At 72.2% G+C, this 24,035-nt stretch carries 25 protein-coding genes and 3 pseudogenes; 19 read left to right on the top strand and 9 right to left on the bottom strand.

Going from position 1 to position 24,035, the window contains the following annotated elements; translation table 11 throughout:
* Positions 1–80: 80 nt before the first annotated feature.
* The 4 genes from ACFHWS_RS20450 to ACFHWS_RS20435 all read left to right on the top strand — a co-directional run bounded on the left by ACFHWS_RS20450 (position 81) and on the right by ACFHWS_RS20435 (position 2,275).
* Positions 81–1,067 (top strand): helix-turn-helix domain-containing protein, encoded by a 987-nt coding sequence (locus ACFHWS_RS20450; RefSeq protein ID WP_416554081.1) that lies wholly within the window; start codon positions 81–83, stop codon positions 1,065–1,067.
* Positions 1,022–1,477, top strand: a complete 456-nt coding sequence (locus ACFHWS_RS20445) for an RrF2 family transcriptional regulator (protein ID WP_123600883.1) — start codon at positions 1,022–1,024, stop codon at positions 1,475–1,477. The genes ACFHWS_RS20450 and ACFHWS_RS20445 overlap by 46 nt, the downstream gene beginning before the upstream one ends.
* A gap of 15 nt (positions 1,478–1,492) precedes the next feature.
* Positions 1,493–1,639, top strand: a complete 147-nt coding sequence (locus tag ACFHWS_RS20440) for a DUF4236 domain-containing protein (protein ID WP_416557314.1) — start codon at positions 1,493–1,495, stop codon at positions 1,637–1,639.
* Positions 1,640–1,723: 84 nt separating this feature from the next.
* Positions 1,724–2,275 carry a potassium channel family protein gene (locus ACFHWS_RS20435; RefSeq protein WP_416568795.1) on the top strand — a complete coding sequence of 184 codons (552 nt, stop codon included), beginning with the start codon at positions 1,724–1,726 and terminating at the stop codon, positions 2,273–2,275.
* Here ACFHWS_RS20435 and ACFHWS_RS20430 read toward each other — a convergent pair.
* Positions 2,226–3,164, bottom strand: a complete 939-nt coding sequence (locus ACFHWS_RS20430) for a hypothetical protein (protein ID WP_416557312.1) — start codon at positions 3,162–3,164, stop codon at positions 2,226–2,228. The two genes, ACFHWS_RS20435 and ACFHWS_RS20430, sit on opposite strands and share 50 nt — an antisense overlap.
* Before the next feature lie 56 nt (positions 3,165–3,220).
* Between ACFHWS_RS20430 and ACFHWS_RS20425 the strand changes: the two genes are divergently transcribed.
* Both ACFHWS_RS20425 and ACFHWS_RS20420 read left to right on the top strand, forming a co-directional pair.
* The gene (locus ACFHWS_RS20425) at positions 3,221–3,511 is read left to right on the top strand and encodes a MarR family winged helix-turn-helix transcriptional regulator (RefSeq protein WP_416557311.1); all 291 of its coding nucleotides are present in this window, start codon (positions 3,221–3,223) and stop codon (positions 3,509–3,511) included.
* 58 nt (positions 3,512–3,569) lie between these two features.
* Complete coding sequence (locus ACFHWS_RS20420; RefSeq protein ID WP_416568794.1) at positions 3,570–6,101, top strand: tetratricopeptide repeat protein; 2,532 nt, start codon at positions 3,570–3,572, stop codon at positions 6,099–6,101.
* Positions 6,102–6,112: 11 nt separating this feature from the next.
* Here the strand turns inward: ACFHWS_RS20420 and ACFHWS_RS20415 are convergent, their stop codons facing one another.
* Both ACFHWS_RS20415 and ACFHWS_RS20410 read right to left on the bottom strand, forming a co-directional pair.
* Complete coding sequence (locus ACFHWS_RS20415) at positions 6,113–7,567, bottom strand: sensor histidine kinase (protein ID WP_416568813.1); 1,455 nt, start codon at positions 7,565–7,567, stop codon at positions 6,113–6,115.
* A gap of 47 nt (positions 7,568–7,614) precedes the next feature.
* Entirely contained in the window at positions 7,615–8,271 is a 657-nt protein-coding gene (locus tag ACFHWS_RS20410) for a response regulator transcription factor (protein ID WP_416568793.1), read from the bottom strand.
* Positions 8,272–8,407: 136 nt separating this feature from the next.
* Here ACFHWS_RS20410 and ACFHWS_RS20405 point away from each other — a divergent pair, with 136 nt between their 5' ends.
* The 3 genes from ACFHWS_RS20405 (at position 8,408) to ACFHWS_RS20395 (ending at position 11,832) form a co-directional block, all read left to right on the top strand.
* Positions 8,408–9,619, top strand: a complete 1,212-nt coding sequence (locus ACFHWS_RS20405; RefSeq protein ID WP_416568792.1) for a LolA family protein — start codon at positions 8,408–8,410, stop codon at positions 9,617–9,619.
* Positions 9,620–9,876: 257 nt separating this feature from the next.
* Positions 9,877–11,256, top strand: a complete 1,380-nt coding sequence (locus ACFHWS_RS20400; protein ID WP_416568791.1) for a cellulase family glycosylhydrolase — start codon at positions 9,877–9,879, stop codon at positions 11,254–11,256.
* A gap of 159 nt (positions 11,257–11,415) precedes the next feature.
* Entirely contained in the window at positions 11,416–11,832 is a 417-nt protein-coding gene (locus tag ACFHWS_RS20395; protein WP_416568790.1) for an NUDIX hydrolase, read from the top strand.
* A 31-nt stretch (positions 11,833–11,863) separates the two neighbouring features.
* On the opposite strand, the gene ACFHWS_RS20390 is transcribed toward ACFHWS_RS20395, so the two are convergent.
* The 4 genes from ACFHWS_RS20390 to ACFHWS_RS20375 all read right to left on the bottom strand — a co-directional run bounded on the left by ACFHWS_RS20390 (position 11,864) and on the right by ACFHWS_RS20375 (position 14,928).
* Positions 11,864–12,562: a DedA family protein gene (locus ACFHWS_RS20390; protein ID WP_416557306.1), complete on the bottom strand. Its 699-nt coding sequence runs from the start codon at positions 12,560–12,562 to the stop codon at positions 11,864–11,866.
* Positions 12,563–12,705: 143 nt separating this feature from the next.
* Positions 12,706–12,918: a hypothetical protein gene (locus ACFHWS_RS20385; protein WP_416557305.1), complete on the bottom strand. Its 213-nt coding sequence runs from the start codon at positions 12,916–12,918 to the stop codon at positions 12,706–12,708.
* Between the two features lie 341 nt (positions 12,919–13,259).
* Positions 13,260–14,087 (bottom strand): SAM-dependent methyltransferase, encoded by an 828-nt coding sequence (locus ACFHWS_RS20380; protein ID WP_416557304.1) that lies wholly within the window; start codon positions 14,085–14,087, stop codon positions 13,260–13,262.
* A 175-nt stretch (positions 14,088–14,262) separates the two neighbouring features.
* The gene (locus tag ACFHWS_RS20375; protein ID WP_416568789.1) at positions 14,263–14,928 is read right to left on the bottom strand and encodes an HAD family hydrolase; all 666 of its coding nucleotides are present in this window, start codon (positions 14,926–14,928) and stop codon (positions 14,263–14,265) included.
* A gap of 143 nt (positions 14,929–15,071) precedes the next feature.
* Between ACFHWS_RS20375 and ACFHWS_RS20370 the strand changes: the two genes are divergently transcribed.
* The 8 genes and pseudogenes from ACFHWS_RS20370 (at position 15,072) to ACFHWS_RS20335 (ending at position 19,667) form a co-directional block, all read left to right on the top strand.
* A complete protein-coding gene (locus ACFHWS_RS20370; protein ID WP_416568788.1) occupies positions 15,072–15,932 on the top strand; it encodes a universal stress protein in 861 nt (286 codons plus the stop codon).
* Positions 15,933–16,140: 208 nt separating this feature from the next.
* Positions 16,141–16,431, top strand: a pseudogene (locus tag ACFHWS_RS20365) (helix-turn-helix transcriptional regulator); the annotation flags it as partial.
* A gap of 206 nt (positions 16,432–16,637) precedes the next feature.
* Positions 16,638–17,087, top strand: a complete 450-nt coding sequence (locus ACFHWS_RS20360) for a universal stress protein (RefSeq protein WP_416557301.1) — start codon at positions 16,638–16,640, stop codon at positions 17,085–17,087.
* Between the two features lie 10 nt (positions 17,088–17,097).
* Positions 17,098–17,976 (top strand): universal stress protein, encoded by an 879-nt coding sequence (locus ACFHWS_RS20355; protein WP_416568787.1) that lies wholly within the window; start codon positions 17,098–17,100, stop codon positions 17,974–17,976.
* Positions 17,977–18,220: 244 nt separating this feature from the next.
* Positions 18,221–18,415, top strand: a pseudogene (locus ACFHWS_RS20350) (hypothetical protein); the annotation flags it as partial.
* A 43-nt stretch (positions 18,416–18,458) separates the two neighbouring features.
* Entirely contained in the window at positions 18,459–18,914 is a 456-nt protein-coding gene (locus tag ACFHWS_RS20345) for a pyruvate formate lyase family protein (RefSeq protein ID WP_416568786.1), read from the top strand.
* A pseudogene (locus ACFHWS_RS20340) lies at positions 18,911–19,420 on the top strand (pyruvate formate lyase family protein); the annotation flags it as partial. The gene ACFHWS_RS20345 and the pseudogene ACFHWS_RS20340, both read left to right, overlap by 4 nt.
* 121 nt (positions 19,421–19,541) lie before the next feature.
* Positions 19,542–19,667, top strand: a complete 126-nt coding sequence (locus ACFHWS_RS20335; RefSeq protein ID WP_416568812.1) for a glycine radical domain-containing protein — start codon at positions 19,542–19,544, stop codon at positions 19,665–19,667.
* Positions 19,668–19,820: 153 nt separating this feature from the next.
* On the opposite strand, the gene ACFHWS_RS20330 is transcribed toward ACFHWS_RS20335, so the two are convergent.
* Together ACFHWS_RS20330 and ACFHWS_RS20325 are read right to left on the bottom strand one after the other, a co-directional pair.
* Complete coding sequence (locus tag ACFHWS_RS20330) at positions 19,821–21,131, bottom strand: FAD-dependent oxidoreductase (RefSeq protein ID WP_416568785.1); 1,311 nt, start codon at positions 21,129–21,131, stop codon at positions 19,821–19,823.
* Between the two features lie 209 nt (positions 21,132–21,340).
* Complete coding sequence (locus ACFHWS_RS20325) at positions 21,341–21,463, bottom strand: hypothetical protein (protein WP_416568784.1); 123 nt, start codon at positions 21,461–21,463, stop codon at positions 21,341–21,343.
* A gap of 518 nt (positions 21,464–21,981) precedes the next feature.
* Here ACFHWS_RS20325 and ACFHWS_RS20320 point away from each other — a divergent pair.
* Together ACFHWS_RS20320 and ACFHWS_RS20315 are read left to right on the top strand one after the other, a co-directional pair.
* Complete coding sequence (locus ACFHWS_RS20320; RefSeq protein WP_416568783.1) at positions 21,982–23,100, top strand: Acg family FMN-binding oxidoreductase; 1,119 nt, start codon at positions 21,982–21,984, stop codon at positions 23,098–23,100.
* Positions 23,097–23,975, top strand: coding sequence for a universal stress protein (locus ACFHWS_RS20315; protein ID WP_416557296.1), 879 nt, complete (start codon positions 23,097–23,099; stop codon positions 23,973–23,975). The genes ACFHWS_RS20320 and ACFHWS_RS20315 overlap by 4 nt, the downstream gene beginning before the upstream one ends.
* Positions 23,976–24,035 lie beyond the last annotated feature (60 nt).

Below are 24,035 nucleotides of genomic sequence, written 5' to 3'. Positions count from 1 at the left end.
CACCTCCGCTGGCACGATGCGACGATCCCGCCGGGTGGCCGGGATGCGGTTGCGGCGCACTGCGGTTACCGTCGAGAACGATGGTTCAGCCCGATCAGCTCGCCCGCCGGATGTCCGACCCGGATTCCCTCGGGCCAGCGATCAGCGCAACTACTCTCAGTGACAGCCTGACTGCTGACGCACCACCTCGACCACGACTACTCCCCCACGACGAACTGCTACTGGTCACCGCCGGTCACGGCAGCCACGAGATCGACTTTGTCGCGTACCCGTGCCGACCCGGCACTCTGCTGTGGGCCCGGGCCGGGCAGGTGGTCCGGGCCGGCGGACAGCACGGTCTGGACGCGATCCTGGTGCGATGGACTGCGGCACCAGGGATGCCGGACCGGCCCACCTCCCGCGCCCACTGGCAGCTCACCGGTGAGGACGCCGACGCCATCATCAACGAGGTCAGCCAACTCGTCGTGGACAGCCAGCGGTCCCGGCGGACGACGCTCGTCGACGAACTCCTCCGCCATGAGCTGCGGGTCCTGCTGCTACGGATCGCCCTGCTGCCGTCCGACTCCCCGCCGGCGCTCGATGCCCCCACCACAGATGACCGTCCCGGTGACGTTCCCGCATGGGCGGACGAGGCCACCGGGGCGGGTTCGTCGAGGTGGGACACCTTCCGGCGGTTCCGGGCCGAGGTGGAGCGAGACCACGCGCGTAGCCGGCGGGTCGAGGAGTACGCCGAACGGCTGTCCTGCGCGGTCCGGACCCTCACCCGGGCCAGTCTGACCGTGGCCGGGCGGACCGCCAAACAGGTGATCGACGACCGAGTGGCCCTGCAGGCCAAGCGGTTACTCGCGGCGACCGACCTGCCGGTGGCCCAGATCGGTGCACGGCTCGGCTTCCCCGAGCCGACGAACTTCGGCCGTTTCTTTCAACGCGAAGTGGGGTGCAGCCCGGGTAGCTTCCGCGCTGACCTGCGGGAACGCCCACCGGTGACCGACCGGGTCGCGGCAACCGGCATGATGGTGGCGTGCAGATCTCCGCGCGCGGCGACTACGCGGTACGAGCAGCGCTGATCCTGGCTGCCGCGTACCCGACGCTGATGTCCACCCAGGCGATCGCCGCCGAGCAGGACATGCCGCGCAAATTCCTCGAGGCGGTGCTGGCCGACCTGCGCCGCGGCGGGGTGGTCCGGGCGCAGCGCGGCGCGGAGGGTGGCTACACGCTGAGCCAGCCGCCTGGGGACGTCACCATCGGCATGATCCTGCGGGCGGTGGACGGGCCGCTGGCCGGGGTGCGCGGGCTGCGTCCGGAGGAGACCCGGTACGCCGGCGCCGCGGAGAACCTGCCCCGGCTCTGGATCGCGGTACGCGCCGCGTTGCGCGAGGTGGTCGACGAGGTCAGCCTCGCCGAGGTACTCACCGGCCGGATGCCGGCGCACGTACGCAAATTGACGCTGAAGCCGGATGCCTGGGAGTCCCGCTAGTCAGGCAAGTGGACGGTGGGGCTCCAGTTGAACTTCACCGAAAACGAGTTCTCGTCCTGGACCATCCGGATCGGCCGATGGTCGTGGAACTCGCGAGCCAGGAGGCACCGGTACGACCTGCCTGGCCCGTTCTCGTGGAAGCAGGACAAGTCGCGTAGCTGAGCGGCGCAGCGCAGGCGCAGGGCAACGATCGAAGGCTCGGCGGGATCACCCGCCGGGCCTTTGATTTGTAGGAATAATAATTTTATGTCCGATATAGCTGGAGATGATGCTCTGTCCCGTACTCGGAATCCCCGCCGGGCCGAGGTACGGCGTACCACTGCCATCTGCCTGCTGATGGTCCTGCTCTACTACCTGGTCCCGGTGGAGCCGGGGGTGACGGGGATGCATCTCGCGGTCCGCGCCGTGGTCACCGTCGTCGGCGTGGCTCTGGCGGCTGCGCTGGTGCTCCAGCAGATCCGCGACCAGATCACCGCCGATCCGACCGACGTACGCCTCACCCGACTGGCGATCGCGCTGGTCGGCGGAGTAGTCGTGTTCGCGCTGGCCGACCTGGTCATCTCGTTCAGCGACCCGGACCAGTTCGTCAACCTGACGACGAAGACCGACGCGCTCTACTTCGCGATCGGCACGCTCACCACCGTCGGGTACGGCGACGTGCACGCCGAGGGCCAACTCGCCCGCGCGGCGGTGTGCGTCCAGATGGTGTTCAGCGTCGGGGTGCTCGCCACCGGCGCGTCGCTGCTGGTCAGGCAGTGGACGGAGTACGCCCGCCGGCAGCCGGGGCAGTCGGGGTGATCTCCACATCGCCGGCCAACCGTCCGTCCGCCGGCCAGCGCCGTACCCGGTCGGCGGCGAGCAGACCGGCCAGCGCCCGGTTGGCGTCGACGGCCCGGTGGACCGTCCCGGTCACCGTGAAGCTGCGCAGCTCGGCGACGGTCCGGGAGCCGCACTCGACGAGGTGGGCGTACAGCCGGTCGCGCAGCGCGGCGAGCCCGTGGTCCGGCTCCGGCCCGGCGACGGCCGTCGCCTGCGGATCGTCGGCGGCACGCAGCCCCCACCCCGCCGGGTCGACCTCCCAGAGCGCTTCCTTGAACGCCTCGATGCGTTTGCCGGACCCGGTGGCGAAGGCGACCGGGTACGACGTAGCGCCGTCGACCTGCCCGGTCGCCCCGGCCGGCACCAGCTCGACGACGCTGATCAGCGGAAAGCCGGCTGCGGTCAACACCGGGCGCAGTTCAGCTGATGAAGCCGCTCCGACCACCAGCAACTCGGCCGGGCGGCCGGCCGTCGACGCACGCCACACGGCGGGTCCGGGCAACGGGCCACCGGCCAGGTCAAGGTGGCACAACAGCGGCGCGTTGGCGGCTGCGGCGGCGGTCACGGCCACCGGGAGCAGCTCCGGACTGCCAGGCAGCAGATGGGCCGTCACCGCCGCCGGCAGCCCGGTCGGGTCCGCCTCGGCACCGGAGGACGTGACAGTGACGACCGTCAGGTGCCGGCCGGTGACCAGTTCCGGGTGGTCGGCGACGGCGCGCAGCGCAGCGTACGCGGTGGCCCCCGGCGGGCCCTGGTACGCCTGAACGAAGGTGGCGCGACGGGCCTGGCGCAGCGCGGCGGGAACCCAGGTGCTCAGGTGGCGGAGCAACAGGTCACGCGGGACCCGGCCCGCTGGCTCGGCTGTCATGGCGTCCGTTCTACCGGCCCGGGTCACGGCCCGCACGGGCGGGGCCGACCGACCCGTTGGCGGGCCGCCGTCGACCCGGCTCCTCCCGTAGTCGGTTGTCGCACGCCGTGTCCCGGCTGGAACAGCTCGGCTGGGTCCGCCGCGAGGAGTGTCCGACCGACCGGCGCGGTCAGTTCGCGGTGCTCACCGAGCCCGGCTCAACTGCCCTCACCGCCGCCGCGCCCGGCCACGTCGACGCGGTTCGGCGACACCTGTTCGACCAGCTGACCCCGGAACAGGTCGATCAACTGCGGATCATCAGCGAAGCATTAGTCAAGCATCTGGCCGGTAACAATCCGCCATCATGAGCGAACTGTCCCACATCAGGCCCTTGTACAGACCGTCGTCGGACACGCACGATGGGACGTGTCTCTCGGCCTGGGCGAAATCACCACGCAGGCGCACGGCCTGATCAGCGTCGGCGACCTGCTGGGCGCGCGCGACTTGCTGGCCACGGCGTTGGCCGCCACCGACCCGCGTCCCGCACACGCCGGCACCGAACAGGCGGAGGCCGCCGGACTACTCGCCCGGGTGACGGTCGCGCTCGGCGACGCACCGGCGGCTCGGGCGTGGGCGGCGTACGCGTACTCGGCGAACCAGCGGCTGCATGGAACGGCGGACGAACGGACCATCGGGGCCGCCGCCACCCTCGCCGCCGTACTGCACCGGGTGGGCAGCGACGCCCGCGCCGCGCACCTGTACCGCGAGGTGATCGACGAGCTCTGCGCCATCGACGGCCCCGAGTCGCTCCGGGTCCTGGCCGCCCACGCGGACCTCGCCACCGTCGAGTTCGCCCGCGGCGAGTGCGACGTCGCCCGGGACCGTCTGGAGGATGCCTGGGAACTGCACCGCGAGGTGTACGGCGAGGGGCATCCGGCCGGGATCAAGATGCTGGCCCGGCTCGGCGCGATGCAGCGCGACTGCGGCCGGCTCGCCGAGTCCGACGTCAGCCTGTCGCTCGCCATCGACCTGTGCCGCACCCGCCTGCCGGCCGACCATCCGCTGGTCGGGCAGGTCGCCGCGCTGGCCGAGGCGTCCGCTGATCCGGCGCACCGCTGTGGCGGGCCGGGGCCGGTCAACGACGGGCCGGACGACACCGGCGGCCCGGATCCCGACCGCGGTCCGGACGACACCGACGGCCCAGGACCGAATCTTCAGCCGGACGACAACGGCGGCCCAGGCCACGACGGCGGCCTGGGCCAGGGCGGCCGGCCGCCCGGCACCAGGCCGGCCGGTGGGCCAACGACTCCGGCGGCCGATCCCGCCGGGCGCGACCGGCTCACCGGTCCGGCCTGGGCCGAGCCCGGCTGGATCGAGCCGGAACCACCGGTCGCTGAGGTAGCCGACCCCCGCTGGTCGGCGGCGTTCTGGACGGAACCGAACGCGCCGTCGGCGACGCCGGCCACCGGCCGGTCAAGCGACGACGCGACGGACGGCCATCGGGACGGACGGCACCGGGCCGACCCGCCCTGGCTCGACCCGCTGGACCAGCCGGTGGACCAATCGGTGCCCGACCCGGTGGCTGAGCTGGACAGCGGCCGGCCGTGGGCCCAGCACGGCTGGATCGAACGGGAACCGGCGAGCAGCGACGCCGACGACCCGCTCTGGTCGCCCAGTGGTTGGCTAACCGACGACCCCTCCCCTGCCCGGCGGAACACGACCGGGCAGGAGCAGGGAGGCGACCAGCACCAACCGGACGAACCCGACCCGACCGACGGCCGGCCGGCGACCATCCCACCGCCCCGGGTGCCGGTCGATCTGCCGCCGTCCGGCTCAGCCAACCATGACGGGTCATCTGGTATTTGGCTCTTCGACGAACCGTGGTGGCCGCCCGAGCAGTCCGGTGCCGGGGACGGCTCCAATCCGGCCGCGGTGGATCGCCAGGACGGACCAGATCAACCGGACGCACCAGAGCGGCCGGACGCCTCAGACGCCGCCGGCCCGGTCAGCCCGTTCGGGCCGGTCCGGTTCCGGCAAGCGACCGGCCCGTCAGCGGCCGACTCTCCCACGGCCGACAGTTCCATCAGCGGCCCGGCGGCCGTGCCCGGCGAGCCGGTGCCGCCGGAGACCCCTGCCTTCGTACCCAACCCACGGGTGCCCGACAGGGCAGACGCTCGACCGGAACCGGCACCACCGGTGAGCGACGAAGATTTTGCGGGCCGGGAGGCCTCGGTCGATGCCGACTCCGCGGTCCGCCACGCCGAGGTCACGGACGGGCCGGGCACCGGAGCCACGGACGAACCGGCCGCGAGCGTCGCAGCCGGTGGAGTCGGCGCGACCATCGGAACCGGCGCCACCGGCACGGGCCGGAGTACCGGGACGCTGTCCCGACTGCCACGACGTGAACTCAGCCGGATACCCGACCGCCGCAGGAGTCTTCCGGTCCGACGGCAGCGAGGAGAGTTGGTGCCGGTGCCCAAGCCGGCGGCGACCGCCGCCCGCCCACGCGGGCCGATGCTGGTGTTCACCGGCGTGGTGGTGGTTCTGCTCGGCGCTGCGGCGGTGGTGGCCGGCGTCAGCCTGGTCGACGAGACGCCCTCCGAGCCGGCCGGGGCACCAGCCGAGGCCACCCCCCCGACCGGTACGCCGACCAGCGCTGCGCCGCCGGCCACACCGGGTACCGCGCCGGGCGGCGTGGGTCTGCGCGACAACCGGGACAGCGTGACGTTGACCTGGACCTATCCGGCGGGTGCCGAGGGACAGGTGCTGATCTCCGGGGGCAGCAGCGATCAGCAGCCCCGGGCCTTCATGACGTTGCCAGCGGGTGCGGACAGCTTCGTCGCGTACGGGCTGGACGAGTCGATCGACTACTGCTTCACGGTCGCCGTGGTCTACTCGGCCGATGTGATCGGGCAGGCCGACCCGGTCTGCACGGACCGGTCAGCGAACGCCCGGTGACGCTGTCCGGTCTATGCCGGGCCGGGGTCGTCGTCCACCGGGTCTGCCGGAAGCCGAACCCGAACCTGAAGTCCGGTATGGGCCCTGTCGGGCCCTGCCGCATCACCGTCGCGTCCCGCCGCATCTTCCGCCTGCCCCGCATCGGCCAGTTCGACAGTGCCGCCGTGTCGGCGGACCAACTGCGCGACGATGGCCAGCCCGAGCCCGGCGCCACCGGCGTCGTGGGCCCGCGCGTCGTCGAGCCGGGTGAACCGGTCGAAGACCCGTTGCCGGTCGGCCGGTGGGACACCCGGACCGTCATCGGTGACCAGCAGCTCATGCCAGTCCGGCCCGTGCGGTCGGGCGGTCACCAGCACCTCGGAGCGGGCGTGTCGGACCGCGTTGTCCAGCAGGTTGGCCAACACCCGGACCAGCGCGTCCGGGTCACCGGCGATCCACAGCGGCTGGTCCGGCGGCACCACCCGCACCGGAGGTCGTGGATACCGGGCGGCCACCGTGGCGGCCAGTTCGCCCAGTTCCACCGGACCGACCGGGCCGAGCACCACCCCGAACTGGCCGGCCTGCTGGTCGGCGCGGGCCAGCAGCAGCAGGTCGTCGACCAGTCGGCTGAGCCGTTGACTGTCCGCCAGCAGGTCGTCGGCGACCGCCAACCAGTCCGTGCGGCTACCGAGTCGCTGCGCCACCTCAAGCTGCGTACGCAGACTGGTCAGCGGACTGCGCAGCTCGTGGGCGACGTCGGCGACGAACGCGCGTTGCCGGGCCCGCGCGGCCTCCAACCGGTCGAGCATGTCGTTGAGGGTGACCGCCAGCCGGTGAATCTCGTCGCCACCACCCGGCACCGGCAGGTGGCCGGCCTGGTCGCCACCGGTGATCTCGGCCGCGCCGGCCCGCAGTTTCTCCACCGGCCGCAGCGCCGCCCCGACGGCCCGCCAGACGATGACCGTGACCGCTGCCACCAACAGTGGGAACGTCATCAGCAGAATCACCCGGACCAGGGCGAGGCTGCGGTTGATGTCGGCCATCGACCGGGCGACCAGCACGGTACGCGGCTGCGCCAGCCCGCCGGCCGGTTGCGCGATCACCCGAACCGGGCCGCGCAGACCGAGCCGGGCACCCGGCACGGTGACCGCCCCGGTCGGTTCGGCAGCGAGCTGTTCCCGCTCGGCCGCGTAGAGCATCGGGACGAGTCGGTCGGCGCCAATGGATGCGGCGCGTATCCGTCCCCGCTCGTCGACAATCTGCACCCGTACGTCGTTGCCGGCCACCGGCAACGGGTCAGGCACCGCGTCGGCGGCCACCAGCTGGGCGATCGCGTCGGCGGTGGTCCGGGCGTCGGCGTCGGCGCTGCGTTCCAACGCCAGGGCAAGGACGACGGTGAGCCCGATCGCCCCAGCGGCCAGGCCGGCGGTGAGACCCAGCACGCTGATCGCGGTCAGCCGGGTGCGCAGGCTGAGCCGGACCCGCAGGTACGCCCGCCACTGACTGGGATGCACCACCGAAAGCCGTCGGCCGGTCACGGGACCAGCCGGTAGCCGGCACCCCGGACGGTTTCCAGCCGATCCCGGCCGACCTTGCGGCGCAGGTACCCGATGTACACCTCGACGGCGTTCGGCGCGGTGTCGACGCTGGCGTCCCAGACGTGGTCGAGCAGTTCGATCTTGGAGACCACCTCGCCGGCGCGCCGCATCAGGTACTCCAGCAGGGCGTACTCACGGGCGGTGAGCGCCACCTCGGCGTCGGCCCGGGTGACCCGCCGCCGGGCCGGGTCGAGGCTCAGGTCACCGGCGGTGAGCACGGCGGGCCGCTGCGGCGCGCCGCGCCGCAGCAGCGCGCGCAGCCGGGCCAGCAGCACCACGTACGAGAAGGGCTTGGTCAGGTAGTCGTCGGCACCGCAGTCGAGGCCGTCCGCCTGGTCGTACTCGCCGTCCTTCGCGGACAGGATCAGCACCGGCAGCCAGTTCTGCTCGGCCCGCAGCTGGCGCACCACCCGGTAGCCGGACAGTCCGGGCAGCATCACGTCAAGAATCATCGCGTCGTACCCGCCGTGCCGGGCCAGCTCCAGCCCGGCCGGCCCGCTCGCGGCGACGTCCACGGCGAAGCCTTCCTCCTGCAAGCCGCGCCGCAGGGCGTCGGCCAACCGGACCTCGTCCTCCACCACCAGCACCCGCACTGGTCAAGGGTGCCACCATGGGCGTGTAACCGGGTTACCCGTGATCGTCGTCGCTGAGCGTGTTCTCAGCTTGGCCACCGGCTCTCAGCAACGTCTCAGTACACCCGACGCACGATGGGCGGCAGGAGGTACGAAGATGTCGGTATTCACATCCCGGCCGGCGATGCGCTGGCTGGTCCCCGCCGCGTCGGCGGCGGTGCTCGTCGGCGGCGGCGTTGCCGTGGGGGCGCTCGCCGCGTCCGCTGACCCGGTCCTGCCGCCGCGCAGCGCCGAGCAGTTGCTGGTCGACCTGCAGACCGCCGAAATCGACGGCATGTCCGGGACTGTCGTGCACCGCGCCGAGCTGGGCCTGCCGACGGCGCTCAACCTGGCCGGTCAGATCGGTGCCGGCAACGGGCTCGGCTCGCTGATCAACGGCACGCAGACTCTGCGCGTCTGGTATGCCGGTCCGGACCAGGCCCGGTTGGCGATGGTCCGCACGCTGGGCGAGACCGACGTCATCCGCAACGGACGGGACGTCTGGATCTGGTCCAGCCAGCAGCAGCAGGCCACCCACTTCGAGTTGCCGGCCGAGGGCGATCACGCCGACGCGGCGGGCGAGCGGGCCGGCGCCGATCCGACGCCGGAGCTGCCCATCACCCCGCAGGCGGCGGCCGACGAAGTGCTGGAGGCGATCGACCCGAGCACCGAGGTGTCGGTGGGCCGCTCGGCGGAGCTCGCCGGGCGGACCGCGTACGAACTGGTGCTCACCCCACGCGACAAGGACTCGCTGGTCGAGGAGATCCGGATCGCGATCGACTCGGTGGAGTACGTGCCGCTGCGGTTCGCGGTCTATCCGGTCGGCGCCGACCGGGCCGCCATCGAGACGGCGTTCACCCAGGTCAGCTTCGACACACCGGATGAGGAGCAGTTCGTCTTCAACCCACCGCCGGGCACCGAGGTGATCGAGGCGGGCGAGGACGACGTCGCGGCGCCGGGTGACGGTTCCCGAGGTCCGGACCAGCTGCCGGGCGACGCCGAGACCGACGGCATGCTGGAGGAGCTGGCGCGGGGTTGGGCGGACAGTGAGGACGCGGTCCGTACGGTCGGCAGCGGCTGGGGCACCGTCCTGGTGATCACGCCGCCGGCCGAGGCGGCGACCGCGGTCGAGGAGCACGCCGGTGAGTCCGCCGAGGGCGCCCAAGTCATGCAGATGCTGGGTGATCTGCCGGCGGTCGACGGCCCGTGGGGCAGCGGCCGGCTGTTCTCCAGTGCGCTGTTCACCGCGTTGATCGCCGACGACGGCCGGCTGTTCGCCGGCGCGGTGACGCCGGAGCGGCTGTACAAGGTGGCTACCGAGACCCGCTGACTTGACCGGTCCACTACCGGCGTCGACCCCGGATCACCGGACGTCGACGCCGGTAGCGGCGGTTACCGGGCACGATCAGCCAGAGGTGCGGACCGACACCAGGGACGGAGCAACTTAACCGGTTGCGTAGCGGGACCGCGCCGGTCTACTCTGATGCCTGCGTGAAGGGCCGGGTAGTCGCCGACACCGCGCTGGCCAGGTCAGCAGGTGTCTTTCGTCCCCGTGGGTCACCCACGGGTCGCTACCCGAGGTAGGTCATGAAGACACGTCTGAGCGTCGCGGCCGCGACGCTGCTCGCCCTGGTCACCTCCGTCGTGGTACTGGTCCAGCCCGCACACGCCGCCGTCGGTCTGCACGTCAGCGGCGGCCGGCTGGTCGAGGCGAACGGCACTCCGTTCGTCCTGCGCGGGGTCAACCACGCACACACCTGGTACCCCAGCCAGACCAGTTCCTTCGCCAACATCAAGTCCTTGGGCGCGAACGCCGTCCGGGTGGTGCTCAGCAACGGCCATCGGTGGACCCGCAACGATGCCAGTGACGTCGCCAACGTCATTTCGCTGTGCAAGGCCAACCGGCTGATCTGCGTCCTGGAGGTGCACGACACCACCGGGTACGGCGAGGAGGGGGCCGCCGCGACCCTGGCGTCCGCCGCCGACTACTGGATCAGCCTGGCCAGCGTGCTGCGCGGCCAGGAGAACTACGTCATCATCAACATCGGCAACGAGCCGTTTGGCAACAGCGGCTACCAGAGCTGGGCCAGTCACACCACGAGCGCGGTACAGCGGCTGCGCGACGCCGGTTTCGAACACGCGATCATGGTCGACGCACCGAACTGGGGACAGGACTGGACCTTCACGATGCGCGACAACGCGCAGTCGGTGTGGAACGCCGACCCGACCCGCAACCTGATCTTCTCGATCCACATGTACGGCGTGTTCGACACCGCCGCCGAGATCAGCAACTACCTCGGGCGGTTCCGCTCGGCCGGGCTGCCGATCGCGGTCGGCGAGTTCGGGCACGACCATTCCGACGGCAACCCGGACGAGGATTCGATCCTGTCCTACACCCGGCAGCACGGCATCGGCTGGCTCGGTTGGTCGTGGAGCGGCAACAGCGGCGGCGTCGAATACCTCGACATGGTGAACAATTTCAACGTCAACAGCCTCACCTCGTGGGGTCAGCGGCTGTTCAACGGTGCCGACGGAATCCGGGAGACCGCTCGGGAGGCGACCATCTACAGCGGCGGTACGCCACCGCCCACCACCGCACCCCCCACCACCGCACCCCCCACCACCACACCCCCCACCACCACACCCCCCACCACCCAGCCGCCGGCCGGGGCGTGCACCGCGACGTACGCGGTGGTCGGTCAGTGGCAGGGTGGTTTCCAGGGTGAGGTCCGGGTGACTGCGGGCGGTTCGGCGCTCAGCGGCTGGCGGGTGAGCTGGACGTTCGCCAGCGGTCAGTCGGTCAACCAGGCATGGAACGCCACCGTCACCAGCACCGGGGCGAGTGTCTCGGCGACCAACGTCAGCTACAACGGCAACCTCGGCGCCGGACAGAGCACGACCTTCGGCTTCATCGGCAGTTGGAGCGGCAGCAACCCGGTGCCGACGCTGTCCTGCGCCGCGCGGTAGCGGCCGCCACCCGAAGGTGTGGCCGGTGGCCGGACGGGTACCCGTCCGGCCACCGGCCACACCCGGCGTCGTTCACCTGAGCCGGCCGGCGGCCGGTGTGGGCACTGCCAAGTCGCTACGAGCTGGAGGTTGATGGTGAGCGAAGGTCCTCGTATACGGGTGGGCGCGTACGCGGTGGTCGTCCGCGACTCAGCGGTGCTGCTGAGCCGGTTGTCCGAGGCGTCTCCGGTGTTCGAGCCGGGTGCGTGGCACCTGCCGGGAGGTGGTCTCGATCCGGGCGAGCAGCCCAGCGAGGCGCTCGCCCGGGAGCTGCAGGAGGAGGCCGGGCTGGAGGTGATGTCGTCGCGGTTGCTGGACGTGCGGTCGTACCTGGCGCACCGCAACGGCACCGACTGGCACGTGGTCGGGCTGCTGCACAGCGCGCGGGTGGGGCCGGGCGAGCCGGTTGTCACCGAGGTCGGCGGCAGTGCGGACGCCATCCGGTGGGTGCCGGTCAACGAGATCGACCGGCTGCCCCTGTCGCCGCCGACCGCTGACGGGCTGCGGATGGCGGAGCTGCTACCGGTGCCGGCGTAGGAATTCGTCGCCGGGCGCGGCTGGTTGGTCGTCAGGCATGGTCACCGGACCGGTCGCAGCCGTCACGGCCTCGGCCGGGCCGGTGACGACCGGATGCCGGCTGGCCGGCGGCCGCGTCGGGTGCACATTCGCGGCGGGCGGCCCGTAGCCGCCAGACGACGAGCGCCCCGAGCGCCAGCACCGCGACCACGACGGCGGCTGCCCGGCCGGCGACCTCCTCGATCGCGGCGTAGGAGCTGCCGGCCAGGTAGCCGATCAGCACCGTGCCGACCCCCCAGACCAACGCGCCGGCGACGTTGTAAAGAAAGAACCGCCGGTACGGCATGTGTGCCGCGCCGGCCAGGGCGGGCATCACCGCGTGGAAGAAGGTCACGAACCGGCCAACGAAGACCGCGGTGCCGCCCCGTACCGCCAACTGGTGCTGCGCCCGCCGCACCCAGGCCTGCCGCTTGCGCAGGAAACGCATCCGCAGCAGCCGGGGCCCCAGGGCCCGGCCGATCAGATAGCTGGTGGTATCGCCGGCCACGGCCGCACTGACCACGACCACGGTGATGCCGGGCAGCGAGATGGTGCCGAGGCTGGCGGCGACGCCGCCGAGCACCGCAGCGGTCTCGCCGGGGAACACGAAGCCGACGAACAGCGCGTCCTCGGCGAACACCAACAGCCCGACCAGCAGGTAGATCAACGCACTGTCCATCGACAGCAACGGCTGCAGCCAGTCGCTCAGCACAGCACCCCCCGCTCGCGGGGGGCTGCGGAGCCGACGTTAGCAGTTGCGGGACGGTGCCCGTGACGGTCCGACGGATGCCGCGCCGGGGCGTCGCGGGCGTACTCCCCACCACAGAGAGGTGTCACCCGGACCCGGTCGGCGGATCAGCCGGCGTCGCCAGACGCACCATCGTCCAGGAGACGGGCGGCAGCATCACCGACAGCCGCCCCCTGGTCGGCCGCCGGGCCGGGAAGGGTCTGGGGACGGACCCGGTCCGGCTGCGCCGACGTGTTGGCGGCCCGCACGTCCGGGTCGGTCAGCACGCCCTGCTCAACGACCCGGTAGCCGGGGGATGCCCGCAGGTCGATGTCGAGCACGAGGGACTCCCGCTGCCCACGGTTGACATCGGCGGTCTGATGACCCAGCTGTCAAGGCCCGTCCATCTCGTTGCCGAGACACCACTGACGAACTCATCCAGCCCGAAAGCGTTGGTCTCGATGCTGTGCCAGGCGTTCGACGAAGGATCCGAAGGTACGGCGTACCTCCGCAGAAGGTGCACGGGTGCGGTCGTGGGGCGACCGGCCACGGGCATCGACGGTCACCGCCGGCGCCCCAGGCTGTCGGACGCTAGCACGCGCGGTGTAGCCCTGCCTTCCAGCAGACCCGGTTACGGCAAGGGTGCGGCGGCTACGACAGCGTACGGGACGGACGCGGTGGGTCAGGGTTTGCGGGCGACGCCGCCGACGAAGGTGTAGTAGGTGTCGGTCTGCTCCGACGGCTCGTCGTCATGGTCCGGGCGCCACTCCGCAAGGGGCACCAGGCCCGGTTCGAGCATCTCGAAGTCGCCGAAGTACCCGAGGATCTCGTCACGCTGGCGCCACCGACCGGTACCCAACGTCTGGTTAAAGATCTTCTCGACCACGAGCGCCTTGCGGGCGGCCTCCGGCTGGCTGTCACCCGGGTGGTGGAAGTGGGACAGGGCCAGGTAGCTCCCGCTCGGGACCGCGTTCCGGTAGACCGTCGCCACCCCGGCTGGATCCTCGTCGTCACCGAGATGGTGCAGGATGCCGAGCATCAGCAGACCGACCGGCTGATCCAGGTCGATCATCGACTGTACGTCGGGGTTGGCCAGGATCTGCTCCGGGTCGCGGGCGTCCGCCTGGACGACGGTGGTCATCGGAGAGCTGTCGAGCAGCGCCCGACCGTGTGCCAGCACCATCGGATCACTGTCCACGTACACCACCCGCACCTGCGGGTCGACCTGGTGGGCGATCTCGTGCACGTTTCCCTGGGTCGGCAGGCCCGAGCCGATGTCGAGGAACTGCCGCACGCCGGCCTCGGCGACCAGGTGCCCCACCACGCGGCGTAGGAAGCCGCGGTTGGCCCGGGCGGCCAGCGGACCGTCGGGGGTGACCTGCAGCGCCATCTCGCTGGCCTGGCGATCGACCGCGAAGTTGTCCTTGCCGCCGAGCATGTAGTCGTACACGCGGGCGACGCTAGGGCGGGTGGTGTCCACCCCGACCGGAACTCGGTCCTCAATGCTCACGGCGGAGACCTCCGGGGGATGCGTCCGACCAGGATCTCGTGGTCGGTTGGGAGCGCTGCCAGGCGCAGTCTAGAGGATCCGCCCCGGGGACTCTCCCGGCGGATCCGGCTCACCCGCGCCGGGTCGGAACCGCCGGTGGCATGTCTATCCCCTGTCGACGGCGGGACCGGCCACTCTATCCCCTGTCGACGGCGAGGGCGAGCACCCGGTCGACCGTCACCTCGTCGAGGCGGTCGACGACGAGCGTCGCGCCGGCCAGGGCGTCGGCCGCCGGCGGATACGCGGGGTGTGGCACCGCGACCACCACCAGACCGGCGGCCACGGCGGACCGCAGCCCGTTGCTCGAATCCTCCACCGCCAGGCACCGCCCCGGCGGTTCGCCGAGCAGCCGTGCCGCCACCTGGTAGACCTCGGGGTCCGGCTTGCCGGCCGCGCACTCCTCGGTCGACACGGTCGCCCGGAACGCCTCGGTGAGCCCCGCCGTGGCCAGCACCTGTTCGATCAGACGGCGGGGGGAGGAGCTGGCCAGCGCGAGCGGGAACCGCCCGGCGAGGTCGCAGACCACCTCGATCGCGCCTGGGATCAACGGCAGCTCGGCCCGGTACCGCGCCGCCATGGCGTCGATCACCTCGTCAGCGACCCGGTCGGCGCCGCGCCCGACGCCGAGGTCCGCGTCCAGGTAGCCGGCCCACTCCGGGGTGCTCATCCCCATCAGCCGCTGCTGGGCGTCCGGCAGCCACCGACCACCGGCCCCGGCCACGTAGTCGCGCCGGACCTGCTCCCAGACCGGCTCGGTGTCGATGAGTACGCCGTCCATGTCGAACACCACCGCCGAGATCATGACCCCATCCTGCCCGGTCGACCGGAATCGACCCGGAGCGGGGTCACTGAGCGCTATCCTCGCAGGTGAGCTCCCCTTTCTCGATCCGAGCCGGGTCGCTGCAGCGGCCCACGCACCGGACTGAAGCGGTGAAAGGAGTTGCGATGTCGGAGCACGCCGCACCGGCCCGCGACCGGATCGTCGCCGGCGTCCACGACTCGGCATCCAGCTGGGCCGCCGTCGCCCTGGCCGCCCGGGAAGCCGCCACCGCGCACCGGCCGCTGCGGCTGGTGCACGCCCTCAACTGGATCCCGGACGACCTGTCCGGTGGCGACGACCCCCAGCCGGACGCCTACCAGCTCGTCGAACGCGCTGTGGAGATCGCCACCCGGACGGCCCCCGGAATCGACGTCACCACCGAGGTGTCCGAGAACGCCCCGGCCACCGCGCTGCTCCGGGAGTCCCGGATGGCGTCGTTGATCGTGATCGGCGACGGGGACCTGGCCCGGTGGACCTGCCTGCCGCTGGACGCACTCGCCGTACAGATCGCCGCCCGCGCCGACTGCTCGGTGCTGGTCGCCCGGGCCGGCTCCGAGCCGGCCCCCGAACCGGCCGCGCCGGTGCTGGTCGGCGTGGACGGCTCAGCCGGCTCGGAGCGGGCGCTCGGCTTCGCCTTCGACGCCGCCGCGCAACGGGACAGCGACCTGATCGTCGTGCGCAGTTGGGAGAGCGAGTCGAGCTGGGCCGACGCCTCGGCGGCGACCGCCGACGAACTCGCTGCGGCGGTGACCCCGTGGCAGGAGAAGCATCCCGACGTCGCGGTCCGTCAGCAAGTGGTGAACGGCCCGCCGGCCCGGGTGCTGATCGAGCGTGCCACCCAGGCCGGTCTGGTGGTCGTCGGAGCCCGTGGCGACCATCCGCTGCGGGTTCCGCTCGGCGCGGTCAGCCAGGCGGTGCTGCACCATGCCGGGTGCGCGACGGCGATCGTCCGCGAAGGCGGGCCCCGGCCGGCCGTCGGCGACTGACCGGCGTGCGGGTCACCCTCGACCGTGCAGGAGGCGGGCGCCACGGGTCGTCGCCGACAGCCGTCGTCCCTGGTGGGCCCGGATGCTAGGGGCCCGACGGTTGAGGCGGTGAGCCGGCCCGCCCGGTCGGGACACGGCAGCACGGAACGGTCAGGACACGGCAGCCATGTGGACGATGTTCACGTATTGGTACTCATATGATTACGCTGTGACAACCCCCGACACGTGGCGCCTTCCGCCCTGGACCCTCCTCAGCAACCACGGACACGTCCTGCTCGCCATCGCCCGCGACCCACGGGCCCGGCTGCGGGACGTGGCGGCGCGGGTCGGGATAACCGAACGCGCGGCGCACACCATCGTCGCCGACCTGGAGGAAGCCGGATACCTCGCCCGGCACCGGGTCGGCCGGCGCAACGAGTACACGGTCAATCCGCACGTGCCGTTCCGACATCCGGCCGAATGCGACCACCTGGTCGGCGAACTACTCGCGCTGTTCACCGGCGGCCAGCCGGCATCGGCCGGACCGCCGACGCCGACGCCGACCGTATCGCCGCCGGCCGATCCACATCCGACCCCGGCCGGGCCGCCGACGCCGGCCGGTCGACCGACGGGACCCCAGTCCCGCAACGGCGGGTCCTTCGCACCTGTCCCCCAGCCGTCGACGGAGGTGGACTGTAGTCAGGTGCGACTGAAGGAGTGAGGACCATGAGCGCCAGTCACCTGATCGTCGTCGGTGTCGACGGCTCCGAGGGCAGCCGCCAGGCTCTCGACTGGGCCGCCAGGGAAGCCGCCGAGCGGGGCGGCGCGCTGCGCGCCGTCGTCGCCTGGCGGTGGGACGGTGGAACCACGGTCAGCCCCATCGAGGAGCGGCAACGCGCCAGCGAACTGCTGGACCAGGAGATCACCGCGCTGACCGCCCGGGTCGGATCGGCGTCGCCGGTCGTCGGCGAGGTGGTCGAGGGCCGCGCCGCCGACGTGCTGACCACCGCCGCCCGCGGCGCGGACCTGCTGGTCCTGGGCAGCCACGGGCACGGCCGCCTGCAGCACACCGTGCTCGGCTCGGTCAGCGAGGAGTGTATCCGCAAGGCCACCTGCCCGGTCGTGGTGATCCCCGTTCCCGCGCTGGTCTGCTCGGCCGCCGACCCCACGAGCTGAGCCGGAGGTGATGGCCGTGATCAGGCCGGTCGTCGTAGGGTACGACGGCTCGTCCAGCGCCGACGCCGCGGTCAGCTGGGCGGTCGCCGAAGCCGTCCGGACCGCCACCCCGGTGGTCCTCGCGTTCGCTTTCGAGTGGCCGACCGGGACCGGTCCGCTGGCCCCCGTGCCGACCAGCTGGCCGAACGCGGCCTCCCGGCGCGACGCGGAGACGATGCTGCGGGTGGCGGCCGCCGAGGCCGCCGAGACGCACCCGGACGCCGACATCAGCACCGTCGTCCTCGACGGACCCGCCGCCCTACGGCTGCGTGAGAAGTCCCGGGACGCGGCGCTGCTGGTGGTCGGCAACCGGGGGCACGGCGGCTTCGCAGACCTGCTGCTCGGGTCGACCAGCGTGGCCGTCTCCGCGCACGCACACTGCCCGGTGGTGGTGGTTCGCGGTGCGGCACACCCCACCGCCTCGGTGGTGGTCGGCGTGGACGGCTCCGAGTCGTCACTGGCCGCGCTGCGCTTCGCCGTCGAGCAGGCGGCCAGCCGGCTGGTGCCGCTGCGGGTGCTGCGTGCCTGGCACCCACCGGCACAGCGGTGGCAGCCACCGGCCTTCGACCCTCGGGAGATCGTCGCCGCCGAGCGTGCCCTGCTCGACGACGAGCTGACCGGGTGGCGGGAAAAGTATCCCGAGGTCACGATGACCGCCGAGGCGGTTGGCGACAACCCGGGCCGGGTCCTGGTCGACGCGTCGCGTACCGCCAGCCTGGTGGTGGTCGGCTCGCGCGGCCGGGGCGGCTTCACCGGCCTGCTACTCGGCTCGGTGTCGCAGCAGCTGCTGCACCACAGTCACAGCCCGGTCGCGGTGATCCGCGACACCATCCCGGCCGACGTGCCCTGAGCTGGCGCGCCGACGACCACCCGCCCGGCGGGCCGTCCCTTGACCCGCCGGGCCTTCCACCCATGGAGGCTGACGTGTTCGCCGAGCAGATCCACGATCCGTGGCGGACCTTCCAGGGACGACGGTGGCGGGACACGATCGACGTGGCCGCCTTCGTCCAGGCCAACTACACGCCGTACACCGGCGACGCCGGGTTCCTGACCGGCCCGACCGGACCCGGGCGGTCTGGGACCGGCTGCGGGACATGTTCGTCGAGGAACGCCGTCGGGGCGTCTACGACGTCGACTTCGCGACGCCGTCCACTATCACCGCGCATGCTCCCGGCTACCCGGCCGACCCACAGGTGCACCGAATCTTCACCACGTACCGCAAGACCCACAACGACGCCGTCTTCGACGCCTACCCGGCCGACGTACTGCGGGCCCGCCGCTCGCACATCGTCACCGGGCTGCCGGACGCCTACGGGCGGGGACGGATCATCGGTGACTACCGGCGGGTTCGCCCTGTACGGTGTGGACCGGTTGATCGCCGACCGCCGGGCGCAGCGCGAGGCGCTGGACCTGGTCCCGTCCACCGACGACGTGATCCGCGACCGGGCGGAGCTGGCCGAGCAGATCCGGGCACTCGGTGAGCTGGTCGAGATGGCAGCCGCGTACGGCTACGACGGCTCACGGCCGGCCGCCGGCGCCCGGGAGGCGGTCCAATGGCTGTACTTCGCCTATCTGGCCGCCGGCAAGGAGCAGAACGGCGCGGCGATGTCGCTCGGCCGGACCGCCACGTTCCTCGACGTCTACCTGCAGCGCGACATCGACTCCGGGCAGCTGACCGAGCTGGCCGCGCAGGAGCTGGTCGACGACTCTGCGCTCAAGTTGCGGATCATCCGCTTCCTGCGCACCCCGAGTACGACGAACTCTTCTCCGGCGACCCCACCTGAGTGACCGAATCCCTCGGCGGGACCGGCACCGACGGACGGACCCTGGTCACCCGGACCACGTTCCGCTACCTGCAGACGCTCTACAACCTGGGACCGGCGCCGGAGCCGAACCTGACCGTACTCCGGTCCCCCACGCTGCCCGACGGGCTCAAGAAATTCTGCGCCCAGGTGTCGCTGGACGCCAGCGCCATCCAGTACGAGAACGACGACACGCTGCGGTCCTGGTACGACGACGACACCGCGATCGCCTGCTGCGTGTCGGCGATGCGCCTCGGCCGGGACATGCAGTTCTTCGGGGCCCGGGCAAACCTGGCCAAGGCCCACGCGATCAACGGCGGCCGCGATGAGGTCACCGGCGAGCAGATTGCCCCGGTGAGTCAGCCGGTCGGCGGGGAGGTCCTCGACTACGACGAGGTCCTCGCGGCCTTCGACCGGACGTTGGACTGGCTGGCCGCCACCTACGTCACCGCGCTCAACGTCATCCACCACATGCACGACCGGTACGCGTACGAACGGTTGCAGATGGCGCTGCACGACTACCCGGTGCACCGGTTCCTGGCCTGCGGGATCGCCCGCCAGCGGCTTCCACCTCAACGTCAACGTGTTGGACCGGGCCACCCTGGAGGACGCGATGGGGCACCCGGAGCGGTACCCGCAGCTGACCATCCGGGTCAGCGGGTACGCGGTGAACTTCGTGCGGCTCACCGCCGAGCAGCAGCGCGACGTCATCTCCCGGACGTTCCACGGAGGGCTGTGAGGTGACCACCGGGGCGGTCCACTCGTACGACGTGTCGATTGGGGCGGACGGCCCCGGTACCCGATTCGTCGCGTTCCTCGCCGGCTGTCCGCTGGCGGCTCGCCGACCGGGGCACCCCGATCTGGGTCCGGTTCGTGCTGGCGTCCACCGGACTCACCGGCTACCGACCTGGTCGCCGTAGGCCGCGGCGACCGGGCGGTCGGCCCGCCACGCCGGTGACCAGCGGAACCGGTGAGTGCCGCCACGCCAGCCGCCGACGGCCGCCGACCTGACCGGTGCGGCGGCAAGTTCGGCGGCGATCTGCCGGACCTGGTGGTAGCCGGTGGCCATCAGGAAGGCCGACGCCCGGCCGTAGCTCTTGATGCCGACGACAAAGTAGCCCGGCTCGGGATGGCGCAGCTCGTCGACTCCGGGTGCCGGCGCCGACCAACCCCGGGCCGGCCCGGGGTCGAGCAGGGTGGCCAGGCCACGGCTGGTGCCGAGCACCGGGTCCAGGTCGAGGCGGAGCTCGCTGGCGAGCCGGTGGTCGGCACGGAACCCGGTGGCGACCACCACCCGGTCGGCGACGACGGTCCGCCCGTCGCGGCTGGACAGCCGGACCGGGCCAAGGTCGGACAGCTGCTCCACCCGATGCGTGACGAATCCGGTCTCCAGGACGATCCGACCAACGTCGACCAGTTGGCGCAGCCGGGTGCCGATCGCCCCGCGTGCCGGCAACGCGTCGGCGGCACCCGGGGCGAAGATCGGATCGGCGGTGACCCGACGGACCGCCCAGGTGATCCGGGTGCCAGGCTGCTGGTCGGCCAGTTCGATCAGGTCGAGCAAGGTGTTGGCGGCCGAGTGTCCGGCGCCCACCACGACGGTGTGCCGGCCGGCATGTTCCGCGCGGTTGACGCCGAGCACATCGGGCAGGGCGAAGTCGAGATGTGCGGCTGCGGCCGGCTCGCCGAACGCGGGCAGGCCCTCGCCGCCCAGATGGTTGGGGGTGTCCCAGGTCCCCGACGCGTCGACAACGGCGCAGGCGAGTTGTTCGGTGCCATCGGCCAGGCGGGCCACGAACGGCGCGTCGCCGCGTCCGGGGCCGCGCAGCCGGTCGACGCCGAGCCGGGTGATCCCGGTGACCCGGGTGCCGTAGCGGATCCGGTCGGCCAGCACTGGCAGCTTCGCCAGCGGCAGCAGGTACTCCTCGATCAGTTCGGCTCCGGTCGGGTGGTGCCCGGGTTCGGGTACCGACCAGCCGGCGGCGTCGAGCAGTCGGCCGGCAACCGGGTCGATGTTGTCCCGCCAGCTGCTGAACAGCCGTACATGCTGCCAGTTGCGGATCGCGGCACCGGCGGCGGCGCCTGCTTCCAGCACCAGCGACGGGACCCGGTGCCCGGTGAGGTGGGCGGCGGCGGCCAGTCCCACCGGGCCGGCGCCGATCACGACCACGGGCAGTTGCCGGGCGGCGTACTCGATGCTCATCTGTCTCCTCTCGACGTGGTGGCGGCCAGCCGAGACGGCAGCACGCAGCGGGGACGTCCGCGAGTTGGCCCGTCACCCCATCAGTTGAATCGATGCCTATCGAGACAACGCATCATGCTGTACCGCGCCCTGAGCTCCGGCTGGGCGGACACGCTTCCAACGACCACCCCACCGCAGGCGTTCGCACACTGGGTCCGATTACCAACCGGTCACTTCGTCGCGACCATCACCCGTCGCGACCCGCGCAGCCACGACCAGCCCAGCACGCTCCCGGCCGCAACCGTTTGAATGTCGATTTCGCCACGGCCCGGCACCTGGAAGTTCAACACCACCTGCCCGGTCCGCAGCAGCCAGAACCGGTCCGCCGTCCGCCCCTTCCGGAAGATCTGCTGCCCGCTGTGCCGGACCCCGGGGCGCGCCTGGTACGACAGCCGCTCCAGCCAGGGCCGGGGTAGGTCGGCCAGGAACGACCGGCCGAGCCGGACGTGCCGCGTCGGCCGCCCAGACCACCGACCGAGTCGGTGCTCGGCGCCGGCCTGCTCACCGGGTGCTCACCACCGGCGCGCCTCCAACGGGGTACGGCGGCGGATGGCGAACCCGGCGTTGGTTTTCGCAGTGGCCGGCGCGGGTCTGCTGCAGCTCGCCGGGGTCTACCTCGGCCCGCTGCACACGCTGCTGGGCGCCGAGCCGCTGGCGCTTACCGGAGTTGGCGGCCTGTGCCGCTGTCGCGGCGCTGCCCGCACTGGTGTTACATCTGTCCCGGAGCGGGAACGGACGTGGTTCGGGTCCGGATTCCCCGCGTCCCGTCGGCCGTGAGCCGGCGTAGCAGACCCTGACCAGGAGGCAGCAGATGGACGAGGCGACCACCAAGGGGACCAGCACCAGCACCAGCACCGGGACCGGGACCGGGACCGGCGTCGACACGGCGGTGACCGGCGCCGACGCCGCGACCGGCGCCCGGCCGTTGGCCGCCGTACTGACCGAGGCCGCCGCAGCCGCCGGCCACGCGCCGTCGGTGCACAACACCCAGCCCTGGCACTGGCGGGTTCGGCCGGACAGTCTGGAGCTGCGCGCTGCCCGGGATCGGCAGTTGCCGGCCACCGATCCGGACCGCCGGTTACTGATCCTCAGCTGCGGTGCCGCGCTGCACCACGCGAGGATCGCGCTCGCCGCCCAGGGTTGGACGGCCCAGGTGCAGCGGTTGCCGGACCCGGCCGAGGAGGATCTGCTGGCGGTGCTGCGACCCACCGAACGGATCGCGATCCAGCCCGACACCGTCCGGATGTTCCAGGCGATGCAGGTGCGACACACCGACCGCCGGCCGGTCAGCGACGAGCCGCTGCCGGTCGCGGCGGTCACCGCGATCACCGCCGCCGCCGGAGCCGACGTCCAGCTGCAGATCCTCTCCTCCGACCAGGTAGTGCTGCTCGCCGCAGCAGCCAGCCGGGCGGAGGAGGTCGAGTCGGAGGACCCGCAGATCCGCAGCGAGCTCGACTACTGGACCGGGCTGGGCACCCCGCCCGGCACCGGACTGCCCGACGAGGTCCTGCCGGAACGCGCCGCGCAGACCACGGTGCCCGGACGCGACTTCGGCCGGGCCGGCACTCTGCCGGTCGGCGGCGGGCACGACCGGGCTGCCGTCTACGCCCTGCTCTTCGGTGCCGACGACGAACCGGCGTCCTGGCTGGCCGCCGGCGAGGCGCTCTCCTCGGCCTGGCTGACCGCGACCGAGCTGGGCATTTCGGTGGTGCCGCTGAGCGGGGCGGTCGAGGTGGCCGCCACCCGGCAGACCTTGCGGCACATCCTCGCCGGGCTCGGCTACCCGTACCTGGTGCTACGGCTCGGCATCGCCAGCCCGGACCACGCCGGCCCGCCGCACCCGCCGAGGATGCCGGCGGCGCAGCTGGTGGACACCAGTGCGGTGGACACCGCAAAACCCCACGCCGCCGACCCTGCGGAGGGCCGATGAGTCCCGACGGACCCGTACTGGTCGGTGTCGACGGTTCCAAGGCCGCAGTGCAGGCCGCCCGGCTGGCCGCCCGGGAGGCCGCGATGCGACGGCGCCCGCTGCGGATCGTGCACGCCTTCGTCTGGCCGGCGCTGCAGGCACCGATGGCGTTGGCACCAGCGGTGCCGCCGGAGGGCGAAGTCGAACGGTACACCCGGGAGATCGTCGACGAGGCCGCCCGGGCGGCGGCCGACGAGGCGCCGCAGCTCGAGATCGCCACCCAGGTGGTCGACGGGGCCGCCACCGTGGTCCTGCTCGCCGAGGCCCGCTCCGCAGCGCTGGTCGTCCTCGGCGACCACGGGTTCGGACCGATCTCCGGGGCGCTGGTCGGCTCGGTCGCCTCCCAGGTGGCGACCCACGCCGACGGTCCGGTGCTGGTGGCCCGGGGCGACTGTGACCGCAGCGGTCCAGTGATCGTCGGGGTGGACGGCTCCGAGCTGTCCGCACAGGCCGTCGGCTTCGCCGCCGAGGCGGCCGACCTGCGTGGCACGGAGCTGCTCGCGGTCCACACCTGGACCCATCCGCCGTCGATCGGACCGGGTGACATGCAACCGCTGGTCTACGACGCGGCAGCCCTGCAGGCAGAGGAGGAGGCGCTGCTCGCCGAGTCGGTGGCCGGGGTCCGCGAGCGGCATCCCGACCTGACCGTACGGCAGTTGTCGGTCCAGGGTCGGGCGACCAAGGTGCTGACCGAAGAGTCGGCCCGGGGTCAGCTGCTGGTGATTGGCGCCCGCGGGCGGGGCGGCTTCACCGGGCTGCTGCTCGGCTCGGTGAGCAACGCCCTGCTGTACCGCAGTCAGTGTCCGCTGGTCGTCATCCGGCCGACCCGGCACTGAGTGGGCCGGCCCGGCGGGCGGCGAGCCGAGCCGGTCCGGCGACGGGCCGGTTAGCATCGT

The sequence above is a fragment of the Micromonospora sp. LOL_013 genome (assembly GCF_048060315.1).
Lineage (GTDB): Bacteria > Actinomycetota > Actinomycetes > Mycobacteriales > Micromonosporaceae > Micromonospora_E.
Note: the sequence above shows the minus strand (reverse complement) of the source record. Positions and strands in the feature narration are given on the sequence as shown.